This is a genomic window from Pseudomonas nunensis (genome assembly GCF_024296925.1).
Lineage (GTDB): Bacteria > Pseudomonadota > Gammaproteobacteria > Pseudomonadales > Pseudomonadaceae > Aquipseudomonas > Aquipseudomonas nunensis.
Genome location: NZ_CP101125.1, coordinates 4,305,204 through 4,317,522 on the forward strand (window position 1 = coordinate 4,305,204; position 12,319 = coordinate 4,317,522).

At 59.4% G+C, this 12,319-nt stretch carries 12 protein-coding genes; 5 read left to right on the forward strand and 7 right to left on the reverse strand.

All coding sequences use genetic code 11. From position 1 onward, the window contains the following. Window positions 1–14 precede the first annotated feature (14 nt). A complete protein-coding gene (locus tag NK667_RS18765; protein ID WP_054615720.1) occupies window positions 15–1,073 on the reverse strand; it encodes a DUF2066 domain-containing protein in 1,059 nt (352 codons plus the stop codon). A 382-nt stretch (window positions 1,074–1,455) separates the two neighbouring features. Between NK667_RS18765 and purM the strand changes: the two genes are divergently transcribed. From purM to NK667_RS18780, 3 genes are read left to right on the forward strand one after another with little or no spacing between them, the layout of a single operon-like run. Next, on the forward strand, window positions 1,456–2,514 hold the full coding sequence (purM, locus tag NK667_RS18770; protein WP_008148639.1) for a phosphoribosylformylglycinamidine cyclo-ligase: 1,059 nt from the start codon (window positions 1,456–1,458) through the stop codon (window positions 2,512–2,514). Then, window positions 2,514–3,164 (forward strand): phosphoribosylglycinamide formyltransferase, encoded by a 651-nt coding sequence (purN, locus tag NK667_RS18775; RefSeq protein ID WP_054049487.1) that lies wholly within the window; start codon window positions 2,514–2,516, stop codon window positions 3,162–3,164. The genes purM and purN overlap by 1 nt, the downstream gene beginning before the upstream one ends. Before the next feature lie 8 nt (window positions 3,165–3,172). Next, window positions 3,173–3,886, forward strand: a complete 714-nt coding sequence (locus NK667_RS18780) for a DUF3108 domain-containing protein (protein WP_054049485.1) — start codon at window positions 3,173–3,175, stop codon at window positions 3,884–3,886. Between the two features lie 185 nt (window positions 3,887–4,071). Here the strand turns inward: NK667_RS18780 and NK667_RS18785 are convergent, their stop codons facing one another. Both NK667_RS18785 and NK667_RS18790 read right to left on the reverse strand, forming a co-directional pair. Continuing rightward, window positions 4,072–5,697 (reverse strand): methyl-accepting chemotaxis protein, encoded by a 1,626-nt coding sequence (locus NK667_RS18785; protein WP_054049483.1) that lies wholly within the window; start codon window positions 5,695–5,697, stop codon window positions 4,072–4,074. Between the two features lie 139 nt (window positions 5,698–5,836). Next, window positions 5,837–6,850 (reverse strand): amidohydrolase family protein, encoded by a 1,014-nt coding sequence (locus NK667_RS18790; RefSeq protein WP_283777322.1) that lies wholly within the window; start codon window positions 6,848–6,850, stop codon window positions 5,837–5,839. 147 nt (window positions 6,851–6,997) lie between these two features. On the opposite strand from NK667_RS18790, the gene NK667_RS18795 reads away from it, so the two are divergent. Then, window positions 6,998–7,414: an OsmC family protein gene (locus NK667_RS18795; RefSeq protein ID WP_054049480.1), complete on the forward strand. Its 417-nt coding sequence runs from the start codon at window positions 6,998–7,000 to the stop codon at window positions 7,412–7,414. Between the two features lie 61 nt (window positions 7,415–7,475). After that, complete coding sequence (locus NK667_RS18800) at window positions 7,476–8,336, forward strand: pirin family protein (protein ID WP_054615721.1); 861 nt, start codon at window positions 7,476–7,478, stop codon at window positions 8,334–8,336. A gap of 129 nt (window positions 8,337–8,465) precedes the next feature. Here NK667_RS18800 and NK667_RS18805 read toward each other — a convergent pair whose 3' ends face one another. The 4 genes from NK667_RS18805 to NK667_RS18820 form a co-directional block, all read right to left on the reverse strand. Then, window positions 8,466–9,194 carry a dienelactone hydrolase family protein gene (locus NK667_RS18805; RefSeq protein WP_054615722.1) on the reverse strand — a complete coding sequence of 243 codons (729 nt, stop codon included), beginning with the start codon at window positions 9,192–9,194 and terminating at the stop codon, window positions 8,466–8,468. A gap of 61 nt (window positions 9,195–9,255) precedes the next feature. Next, on the reverse strand, window positions 9,256–11,160 hold the full coding sequence (gene htpG, locus NK667_RS18810; protein ID WP_054616301.1) for a molecular chaperone HtpG: 1,905 nt from the start codon (window positions 11,158–11,160) through the stop codon (window positions 9,256–9,258). A gap of 81 nt (window positions 11,161–11,241) precedes the next feature. Beyond that, window positions 11,242–11,694 (reverse strand): PaaI family thioesterase, encoded by a 453-nt coding sequence (locus NK667_RS18815; protein WP_054615723.1) that lies wholly within the window; start codon window positions 11,692–11,694, stop codon window positions 11,242–11,244. Continuing rightward, entirely contained in the window at window positions 11,691–12,167 is a 477-nt protein-coding gene (locus tag NK667_RS18820) for a PaaI family thioesterase (protein WP_054049472.1), read from the reverse strand. The genes NK667_RS18815 and NK667_RS18820 overlap by 4 nt, the downstream gene beginning before the upstream one ends. Window positions 12,168–12,319 lie beyond the last annotated feature (152 nt).

The window sequence follows — 12,319 nt, forward strand, 5'->3', positions numbered from 1 at the left end:
AAAGAAAGAAAACCTTACCAACGGAATCGCAGCTGCGGCACGGGTGCCGGAGCGGGCGCTACAACCGGTGCCGAACCTTCGGCCGGTTGAACCGGTGCGACAGGCGCCGACGCTTCACCGGCCGGAACCTCCTGCAACTTCGCCAACGACAACTGCGAGCGCAATTGCTCGGCGCTGCCATTGACCCGATAAACAATACGATCGCCATCGACGCTGACCAGTCGCCCGCCAAACGGATCCAGCAAACGCCCCAGCGACGCGTAGCGCTCCAGATTCATGCCCTGCACTTCGAGCAACTGTTCGCTCGAAGCACCGGCCTTGACCACAAAGCGCGGCGCCATGCGCTCAGCAACCGCCAGCATCACCGCATCGGCCACAGCGGCCTGATCCGCGCCCTGCACCGTGCCGGCTTCCTTCTGGTCGCCGAGCCACAAATGCCACTTGGCCTGCCATTGGCCACCCTCTTCCCGGGCATGCACCGCGAGCAAGGCGTCAGCGTTATAACGTTCAGATGCGCCACGCAATGGCGCCGCATCCGTCCCTTCAAGATTCGGCGCTGTAGCGACCAGTTGCTCACTCAAGTCCGCCAGCGGCAAGCGCAACGGCAAACCACGGTGTTGGGCCGCGCGACGCAATGGCGCGGCAGTGGCCTGACCGTCGCCGACCAGGCTTGAACCCTCGGCGGAGTCGTTCAGCCACCAACCCAAGATCGACGGCCGATTCGCGCCCCACAATGACAGCCCGGCACGACGCAGCGCCTGCTCGGTGGTGGCCGGGTCGAAATCGACCTTCAGCACTTCCGGCGGCCCGGCGTCAAAACCGTACTGACTGATGATTTGTTGCGGGTCCTTGCGGATCGCCGCCAGCCCCGGGTTTTGCGCAGCCTTGGGATCGCCGGTCAAGCGCAACACCAGCGTATCCAGTGCCTCCTGGGTCGCTTGGTCGCGCACCTCGGGACTCTGACTGCTGACAGGCTGACGCACCTGATAAAGGCCTTTCACGGTTTCGGCATGACTTGCCAGGCTGAAAAGCGACAAACAACCGGCAACTAAATATTTGGAGAAAAAACGCATGGAAGATTCCTGACGACAAGAGCGGCTGGAACTGGCCGCGTGAACGTGTTGAGCAAGGCTGTGACCACCGCCCTGGGCAAAACATTCACCCGACCCCGATAAGTTTTTGGCACTGTCCTAACGATAGACGGTTAATGGCGATACCTTATACAGGCATGAGGGAGGCGACCAACACGGGCAATAACGGTTTTTTTCGGCCGATATGCCCCTGCCGTCGGCGCGAGGATGGCCGCTGCCTCTCAAGCCTGATAAAATCGCGCGCCTTCGCAGACCGGCAACAGCCGGGCACCCTGGAACTCACGCAAGGCACTCGCCTTCGTTTGTTTCGGCGGTCCCACTGGACTCGGTCGTTACCCCTGAATCCCCCCTAAAGGCCTGGATCATGAGCAAGCAACCCTCCCTGAGCTACAAGGACGCCGGTGTAGACATCGACGCCGGTGAAGCATTGGTCGAACGCATCAAGAGCGTCGCCAAGCGCACTGCGCGCCCGGAAGTCATGGGCGGCCTGGGCGGTTTCGGCGCCCTCTGCGAAATCCCGGCCGGCTACAAGCAGCCAGTGCTGGTTTCCGGTACTGACGGCGTCGGCACCAAGCTGCGCCTGGCGCTGAACCTGAACAAACACGACAGCATCGGCATCGACCTGGTCGCCATGTGCGTCAACGACCTGGTGGTATGCGGCGCCGAGCCGCTGTTCTTCCTCGACTACTATGCCACCGGCAAACTCAACGTCGAAACCGCGACTCAGGTCGTGACCGGCATCGGTGCAGGCTGCGAACTGTCCGGCTGCTCCCTGGTCGGCGGCGAAACCGCTGAAATGCCTGGCATGTACGAAGGCGAAGACTACGACCTGGCCGGCTTCTGCGTTGGCGTCGTGGAAAAATCCGAAATCATCGACGGTTCCAAAGTCGCTGCCGGCGATGCCCTGCTCGCCCTGCCGTCTTCCGGTCCGCACTCCAACGGCTACTCGCTGATCCGCAAGATCATCGAAGTGTCGGGTGCCGACATCGAAAACATCCAGCTCGACGGCAAACCGCTGACCGACCTGCTGATGGCTCCGACCCGTATCTACGTGAAGCCGCTGCTCAAGCTGATCAAGGAAACCGGCGCGGTCAAAGCCATGGCCCACATCACCGGTGGCGGCCTGCTGGACAACATCCCGCGCGTTCTGCCAAAAGGCGCTCAAGCCGTGGTTGACGTCGCGAGCTGGACCCGCCCTGCGGTGTTCGACTGGCTGCAAGAAAAAGGCAACGTCGACGAAAACGAAATGCACCGCGTGCTGAACTGCGGCGTCGGCATGGTCATCTGCGTGGCTCAAGAGCACGTTGAAACCGCGCTGAACGTGTTGCGTGAAGCCGGCGAGCAGCCTTGGGTCATCGGCCAGATCTCCACCGCTGCCGAAGGCGCGGCTCAGGTCGAACTGAAGAACCTTAAGGCGCACTAATGTCCGCCACCTGTGATGTCGTGGTGCTGCTCTCCGGCACCGGCAGTAACTTGCAGGCCTTGATCGACAGCACGCGGACCGGCGACAGCCCGGTCCGCATCGCTGCGGTGATTTCCAACCGCGCCGACGCCTTCGGCCTGCAACGCGCCAGGGATGCGGGTATCGACACCCGCTCCCTGGATCACAAGGCTTTCGAAGGCCGCGAAGCCTTCGATGCCGCGCTGATCGAACTGATCGACGCCTTCAACCCCAAACTCGTGGTACTCGCCGGCTTCATGCGCATTCTCAGCGCAGGTTTCGTGCGTCACTACCAGGGTCGCCTGCTTAATATCCATCCCTCGCTGCTACCCAAATACAAAGGGTTACACACTCATCAGCGCGCTTTGGAGGCCGGCGACACCGAGCACGGCTGCTCCGTGCACTTCGTCACCGAGGAACTCGATGGCGGACCACTGGTCGTACAGGCAGTAATACCGGTAGAGTTGCACGATTCGCCGCAGAGTCTGGCGCAGCGGGTCCACGTTCAGGAACACCTGATCTACCCGATGGCCGTACGCTGGTTTGCCGAAGGTCGTCTGTCCCTCGGCGAACACGGTGCTTTACTGGATGACACGTTACTCGCGGCCAGCGGCCACTTGATTCGAACCTAGGAGATATTATGCGTCGCGCCTTGCTCTTCGCTTGCGCTCTGCTCGCCCTGCCCTTCGCACAGGCCGCAGACCTTCAACCTTTCTCCGCCAGCTACACCGCCGACTGGAAACAGCTGCCCATGAGTGGCACTGCCGAGCGCAGTCTGACCAAGGGCGCCAACGGCGTTTGGACTCTCAGCTTCAAGGCGTCGATGATGATCGCCAGCCTGTCCGAACAAAGCACCCTGACCCTGGACAAAGACACGTTGCTGCCGCAGTCCTACCACTTCGAACGTGGCGGCCTGGGTAAAGCCAAGAAGGCTGACCTGGACTTCGACTGGTCCACCAAAATGGTCACCGGCACCGATCGTGGTGACGCGGTCAAGATCCCGCTCAACCGCGGCATGGTCGACAAATCCACTTATCAGTTGGCCCTGCAACACGATGTGGCCGCTGGCAAGAAGAGCATGAGCTACCAGGTCGTCGATGACGGCGAAGTCGATACCTATGACTTCCGCGTGCTGGGTTCGGAAAAAGTCGACACCAAAGCTGGCCAGATCGATGCGATCAAGGTCGAGCGCGTGCGCGACCCGACACAAAGCAAGCGCATCACCGTGATGTGGTTCGCCAAGGATTGGGATTACCTGCTGGTCCGTCTGCAACAGGTTGAAACCGACGGCAAGGAGTACAACATCATGCTCCTGGACGGTACGGTCAACGGCAAGGCTGTCAAAGGCAGCTGATCCGGCTCGACACGAAAAGCCCCGCGATTGCGGGGCTTTTTTTGCCTTGGAAAAAGATGCAGTACCTTGTGGGAGCGGGCTTGCTCGCGAATGCGGTGTGACATTAAGCATTGATGTTGTCTGACACACCGCTTTCGCGAGCAAGCCCGCTCCCACAGGGTTCAGTGGTGTTCTTTACTGACAAACTAGACCGAAAACCGCGCCACCATGCTGTTCAAGTCCACCGCCAACCGCGACAACTCCTGGCTCGCCGCACTGGTCTGGTTCGCCCCCGCCGAGGTCTGCAACGCCAGGTCGCGGATGTTCATCAAATTGCGATCCACCTCCCGCGCCACCGCCGCCTGTTCCTCCGAGGCACTGGCGATCACGATGTTGCGCTCGTTGATCAAGGTGAACGCCGAGGCAATCTCCTCCAGCGCCACGCCCGCGGCTTTCGCCACTTCCAGGGTCGAACGCGCGCGGCTATTGCTCTGCTGCATCGAGCTGACGGCAGAATCGGTACCTTGCTGGATGCCACTGATCATCTGCTCGATTTCCTGAGTCGATTGCTGCGTCCGGTGCGCCAGCGCTCGCACCTCATCCGCTACCACGGCAAAACCGCGCCCGGCATCGCCAGCACGTGCCGCTTCAATCGCCGCGTTCAGGGCCAGCAGATTGGTCTGCTCGGCAATCGATCGAATCACATCCAGCACCTTGCTGATCCCGTAGACCTTCTGCGCCAAATCCTCAACCTGACTGGCATTGGCCGTCACATCGTCCGCCAGGGACTCAATGGACTGCACGGTCTGATGCACCTGCGCGCGGCCATGCTGGGCGATCCGGTCAGATTCCCGGGACGCTTCGGAAGTGGCCACCGCGTTGCTCGCCACTTCCTCCACCGCTGCGGTCATCTGATTCACCGCTGTGGCGGCCTGCTCGATTTCCAGGCTCTGCTGATGCAGGCCACGGGTCGCGTCTTCCGTGACGCAACTGAGCTCTTCCGAGGCCGAGGCCAATTGGCTGGACGAGTCGGAGATACGCCGAATGGTGTCGCGCAGGCTTTGCTGCATGCTCTTGAGCGCGTGCAACAGCCGCGCCGGTTCGTCCTTGCCGCTGATGCAGATGTCGCCGGTCAGATCACCGCCCGCCACCACTTCGGCCACCCGCAACGACTGAGACAACGGCAACACAATGCTGCGCGTCAGCAGCAAGGCCAGGCCAATGGTCATCAACGCGGCCAGCGCGACCATCACCCCAACCCACACCCGCGAGTTGCTGAACACCAGACGCGCCGCCTCGGTGGCCAGGTTGGCGTTGCGTTTGTTCAGTTCCACCAGGGATTTGAGGGTGACCGCGATTTCGTCGGCCAACGGGCTCATCTCGCCATTGACGATAGCCGCCGCGTCTTCGATCCGGCCCTGGGCAGACAGGATCATCACCTGCCCCTGAAATTGCAGGTACTTTTGCTCCGAGGCCTTGAAGCGATCGAACAGCGAACGCTCCTCGGGCAGCACGATCAACGCGTTGTAGCGCTGTTGCGCATCGCCGAGCACGCCTTTGAGTTCATTCAGTTTGCCGACGTTCTGCGCCAGCGCCGCCGGGTCGCGGTTGATCAGCAGACGCATGGTCAGGGCACGCAGCCGCAGCATGTCCTGACTCATCTCCCCGACCGCCATCACGCTGGGCAGCCAGTTGTTATCGACCTGATCGGACTGGGCGCGCATGTTCGACATTTGCGCCAGAGCAAACGCGCCCAAGCCAAATACCATCAACGCCAACAGGCCAAAACCCAGGCTCGCGCGCGGGGCAATATTGAGACTGCGGATGCTCATCGCTCTGGTTCCTTCCAAAAATGCACTGCATATCCCTGCAGCGGGTTGCTTTAGAAGGTATCGGCCTGGAGAAAATTTGCGTAAGACCAAAACGTGATATCAAAACGCCTTGCTACTTCTATCGTCCGGCGGGAACGATTCAGCGCGCAGATTTCGGCAGCACGGCTAGAAAATTATCTCGCGCGACTTTTCTCGCAACATCTTCCGGCAACGCATCGAGAAACGGGTCGAAGCTGCGCATTTCCTTACCCAACTTATCGAAGCGTCCTACGACATCCGACCCCAGCATGAAACGTTCGGGATAGCGTTCTACCAGTTTCAGCCATTCGTCCCGTGGCTTGCCCTGCTCATCCAGCAGATAGGGCGTGAGCATGCTCCAGGACAGGTCGATGAACAGATTCGGGTACGCCTCAAGCATCCGGGTCAACGTCGGCAACAGAAAATCCAGCTGCGTCTGGTGCCGATGGATTTCTACGCTGGTGCCGGCATGCGCCCAGATAAATCGGGTGTGCGGGTGATTACGCAACGGCTCTTCCATTTCAGCCAGGTACAGCGGATTTTTCTCACGCTTGGAGGTGATGTTCGAATGCAGCATCACCGGCAGGTCGTTTTCGGCGGCGAGGTGATAGATCCGCGTCATCGCCTCGTTATTGGCCCGCGGCGTATCACCCGACGTCAGCGCCGTCAGGTCATCGTGCCGGGTGAAGACTTCGCCGATGCCCTGCCACAACCCCGGATTGAGATCGAGCATGCGCTGGATGTGCGCCTCGGAGTTTTTATCGTTGGGGTTGAAGCCTGACAGAAACGGGTGAAAACGCTGACGCTGCTCCGGCGTGAGCTTGTTCACCGCAGCGGCGACAATCACGTCGGTCGCGCTGTACCAATAGGCATCGGCGTCGTCACCGGCGTAGTAACGCGGGCGTTTGGGTTCGTCTTCGTGCCATTTCTTCGCTACCGGGATGCCGGAAATCATCACGTGATCGATGGAGCTGTCAGCCATCGACTTGAGCAAGGCAGGCATTCCCGCGGTTTCCTGGAAGAAGTCCACGTAATGCAGGTGCGCATCGCTGTAGGCATAGTCGCGGGCGTCCGCGTATGAACTGCAAAGCACCAACCACCAGGCGAGACTCAAGCGGATCCGAGGCACGGGCATTCTCCAATGACATGAGCCCCATAGACCTCGCCGCGCCAATCAGGGTTCATCCCGCAAGAAAGTGGAACGCAGCACAGCACGAATGCTCTATACCTTCAGGGTCCGTTTTTGCTCGAATGACTTTTCCTACTGCCGAAGAGGTTTCCCATGACTGTTACCGTCAATACCGTTTCCAGTGAAGGCTTTCGTCACACTGTCCAGATCGATGACCACGAATTGTTTGCCGATGTACCGAAGTCCGCCGGCGGCGAAGGCTCGGCGCCGGAACCCCATGATTACTTCGACGCCGCCCTCGGTGCCTGTAAGGCGCTGACGCTGAAAATGTATGCCAAGAAGAAAGACATCCCGTTGACCGGCGTGGGTGTCGAGGTCAAACGCGACAACAGCGAAGAGCAGAAAGGCAAATATGCCCTGCACGTGACCCTCACGCTCAAGGGTGTGCTCACCGACGACCAGCGCGCGGAGCTGTTGCGAGTCGCTGACCGTTGCCCGATTCATAAACTGATGACCACTACCGACGTCACCATCGAAACCCATGCGCCACAGGGCTTCGACAGCCAGTAATTACGACGATGCCAGCGGCGGGTTATGCTCCACGCATTACCCGCCCAGCCTGGAATGCAGCATGAACACGCCCCTCGTGATCCGCCCCCGCGCCGAAGATGTCGAAGGCCAGCCAATTCTTCGCCCGTTGCCGTCAGCCAAATGCCGTAGCGTCGGGCCTTTCGTGTTTTTCGACCACATGCTCGAAACCCGTTATCCGGCGGGCAAAGGCATGAACATCCGCCAACATCCGCACATCGGTCTGTCGACCCTGACTTATTTGTTCAAGGGGCAGATCCAGCACAAGGACAGCCTCGGTTCCGATCAGGTGGTGGACACCGGTGACGTCAGCTGGATGACGGCGGGCAGCGCAATTGCCCACGTTGAACGCACGCCTGAAGCGCTGAAAGACAGCGGCTTCACGATGCATGGCTTGCAGATCTGGCTGGCGTCGCCCAAGGAGCATGAGCAAGGCCCGGGGCATTACAGCCATCATCCGGCTGCCACGCTGCCGGTCAGCGATAACCTCGGCGTGAAGATCCGCATGATCGCCGGGTCAGGCTTTTGCCTGGAATCGCCGGTGCCAGTGCTTTCTCCTACGTTGTACGCCGAACTGAACCTGCAAACCGCGACGACACTGCTGATTCCTACCGAGCATGAAGAGCGGGCACTGTATGTGCTGGACGGCGAGGTGCAACTCGATGGCGAGTTGATAGAACCGCATTCGCTTGTGGTGTTGCCGGTCGGGGAAGAGATGACGTTGTTTGCCGAGAGCGACTGTCACGCCGTGCTGTTCGGCGGCGCGCCGCTGGATGGACCACGGCGGATCAACTGGAATTTTGTCGCGAGCGATCCGGCGGCCATCGATGAAGCGCGTCGACGCTGGGCGGCCGGGGATTGGCCGACGGTGCCGGGGGAAAGTGAGCGGATTGAATTGCCCTAGGATTTTTTGCGCCTGTGACACCGCTTTCGCGAGCAAGCCCGCTCCCACAGGGAAATTCATTCCAAATGTGGGAGCGGGCTTGCTCGCGAAGAGGCCAGCCCTGACACCACCAATGTCAGAGAACGATCATCAGCCGCTAAACACTTCATCCAGCAAGTTATGCATCGACACAAACGCCCGCCCTGCGGTTTTCGCGTCATACATCATCTTGCCCGGCACATTCGCGTGCGGATCGGTAAACGAGTGCACCGCCCCGCCGTAGCTCAGCAGTTGCCAATCCACGCCCGCTGCGTTCATTTCTTCTTCAAACGCTGGCAGTTGCTCTTTCGGCACCAATGGATCGGACGCACCGTGCAGCACCAGCACCGAGCCCTTGATGTTTTTCGCATCGTCCACATTCGGCGTATCCAGCGAGCCATGGAACGACACCGCCGCTTTCACTGGCGCACCGCTGCGAGCCAGTTCCAGCGCGCAGCAACCACCAAAACAGAAACCGAAGGTCGCCAGTTTCGAGGTTTCGACCGCGACGTCGGCCTGCCCTTGCAACTGCTCGAAAGCCGCCTGCATACGCTGGCGCAGCAAACCGCGATCATTCTTCAACGGCATCATCGCCGCGCCTGCTTCTTCACCGTTCTGCGGACGCACCGACTGACCGTAAAGGTCCGCGATCAGGACTACATAGCCTTTAGCCGCCACTGACTTGGCGATCTCTTCGGCACCGGCGCTGATGCCCATCCAGTTCGGCGCCATCAGCAAACCCGGGCGCGGGCCTTTATGGTCGGCATCGAAAGCCAGACGGCTTTCATAGGACTGGCCATCTAGCTGATAGACCACGGAACGCACAGTGACTTGGCTCATCTCAAACTCCTAAGACTCAAGAATAAAAAAACCCGCCGAAGCGGGTTTTTGTACAGCTCAGTTAAACCGACAGTTCAACCAGCAACTTGTTGAGACGGCGCACGTAGGCTGCCGGGTCTTTCAAGCTGTCGCCGGCCGCCAGGGCTGCCTGATCGAACAGGATGTGCGACAGGTCGCCGAAGCGCTCGTCGCTCTGTTCGTTGTCGAGTTTCTCGATCAGCGGGTGAGCCGGGTTGAATTCGAAGATCGGCTTCGAATCCGGAACCTTCTGCCCGCTGGCTTCGAGGATCTGACGCATCTGCAAGCCCAGGTCCTGCTCACCGATGGCCAGGATCGCCGGAGAATCGGTCAGACGGTGGGAAACCCGTACTTCAGCGACGGAATCGCCCAGTGCGGTTTTCAGACGCTCAACCAGACCTTCTTTGGACTTGGCGACTTCTTCCGCGGCTTTCTTGTCCTCTTCCGAGTCCAGGTTGCCGAGGTCCAGGTCACCGCGTGCCACGTCGACAAAGCTCTTGCCGTCGAAGTCGCTGAGGTAGCTCATCAGCCACTCGTCGATGCGGTCGGTCAGCAGCAGCACTTCGATGCCTTTCTTGCGGAAGACTTCCAGGTGCGGGCTGTTTTTGACTTGGGCGTAGGTTTCGCCGGTCAGGTAGTAAATCTTGTCCTGACCTTCCTTGGCGCGAGCCAGGTAGTCAGCCAAGCCAACAACCTGCTCGCCTTCTTCGCCCTGAGTGGATGCGAAACGCAGCAGGCCAGCGATTTTCTCTTTGTTGGCGAAATCTTCAGCCGGGCCTTCTTTCATCACTTGGCCGAAGTTTTTCCAGAAGCCTTTGTATTGCTCAGGCTCGTTCTTCGCCAGTTTTTCCAGCATGTCGAGTACACGCTTGGTCAGCGCCGACTTCATGGAGTCGATGATCGGGTCTTTCTGCAGGATTTCCCGCGACACGTTCAGCGACAGGTCGTTGGAATCGACCACGCCTTTGATGAAGCGCAGGTACAGCGGCAGGAACGACTCGGCCTGATCCATTACGAATACGCGCTGCACGTACAACTTCAGGCCTTTCGGCGCTTCACGCTGATACAGATCGAACGGAGCACGGGTCGGTACATAAAGCAGCGAGCTGTATTCCAGCTTGCCTTCGACTTTGTTGTGGCTCCAGCTCAGCGGGTTTTCGAAGTCATGCGCGATGTGCTTGTAGAACTCCTGGTATTCCTCGTCCTTGATCTCGGTGCGAGGACGGGTCCACAGGGCGCTGGCGCGGTTGACGGTTTCCCACTCAACGGCTGGCTTCTCTTCACCCTCAGCGGCGGCCACTTCTTTCGGCAACTCGATCGGCAAAGCGATGTGATCGGAGTACTTCTTGATGATGTTACGCAGACGGTAGCCATCGGCGAACTCGTCTTCACCGGACTTCAGGTGCAGGACGATACGGGTGCCGCGCTCGGCTTTGTCGACAGTGGCAACTTCAAAATCGCCTTCGCCCTTGGACGACCAATGCACGCCTTCGGAAGCGGCAGCACCGGCGCGACGGCTGAACACGTCGACTTTGTCAGCGACGATGAATGCCGAGTAGAAGCCCACACCGAACTGACCGATCAGGTGCGAATCTTTCTTCTGATCGCCGGACAGGTGTTTCATGAAATCAGCGGTGCCGGACTTGGCGATCGTGCCCAGGTGGGTGATCGCGTCTTCGCGGCTCATGCCGATACCGTTGTCTTCGAGGGTGACGGTTTTCGCGTCCTTGTCGAAGCTCACACGGATTTTCAGCTCGGCGCCACCTTCCAGCAACTCAGGCTTGGACAGGGCTTCGAAACGTAATTTGTCGACAGCGTCAGAGGCGTTCGAGATCAACTCGCGAAGGAAAATTTCCTTGTTGGAATACAGCGAATGGATCATGAGGTGCAGCAGTTGCTTCACCTCGGTCTGGAAGCCCAGGGTTTCCTTTTGAGTTTCCACACTCATGGTCATCAAACTCCAATCAGATGGCAGTGGCCGCGACCTTCAGGGTCGACGGCGGGTTGTCATCAGAGTTTGGGGCTGAGTTCAGGATTTCAAGGGCTCTTCGATTTTGAAATGGCCTCGGGCCGTGGCAATCGGCTCGGATTCGGTGCTTTGCCAGGCCGTCACCGCCACGTTGGCCACCCGCCGCCCCTGCCGACACACCTGGCAGCGAGCCCAGGTATCGCGAAATTGCCCGGCGCGCAGGTAATCGAGGGAGAAGTCGATGATCTTCGGCACACCCGGCGAGCCGGTGAAGATCAACAGGTGCAACGCCGCAGACAGCTCCATGAACCCGGCAATCACGCCGCCATGAATCGCCGGCAATAAAGGGTTACCAATGTTGTCCTTGTTGGCCGGCAGGCGAAACAGCAGTTCATCACCGACCCGCGAACATTCGACGCCGATCAACTTGGCGTAGGGAATCAGGTGCAGCAGCGAGGCGTAGTCCCCTTGCGCATGGGCCTGCTGGAGTTGTTCCTTGAAGGAGTCAGTCATTTCGCACCTCCGGCGATAGTGCCACCAAAGCCTTTGGTGCCCTTGATGCCCTTGCCCATGCGCATAAAGGTGCCGACGACATGGGCGATGGGCTGCTCCGGGTCGTCCTGATACGCGAAGCCTCGGGCGAAGATCACGTCGGTGGTGACCCGGTAGCATTGGGCGAAACCGTAGACATCCTTATGAGGTTCGGCGGCGTGCATGTAGTCGATGCGCAAATCGAGGGTCGGGCAGACTTCGAATTCCGGCAAAACGCACAGGGTGGACATGCCGCACGCGGTGTCCATCAACGACGTCAGGGCGCCGCCGTGAATGACACCGGTTTGCGGGTTACCGACGATTTGCGGGCTGTAAGGCAGGACGACCGTTAGTCCGTCAGTACTCGCGCTGTGAACGCGCAAGCCCAGCACCTGGCAATGCCGCAACGCCGACAGGAATCGTGTTGCGCGCTCAAAAACGGGGTTTTCGGCCATTTGTTAAATCCCTTCTTAGTATCCCGACAAAGCCTCAGATGAATCAGGCAAAAGTTCCATCGCGTTTAAAACTTATATATCTGTATGAAATGAGGAACTTATCGATGACGGCTGTGCTCGAAAGGCCAGTAGATATATTCCATAAGGAGAAA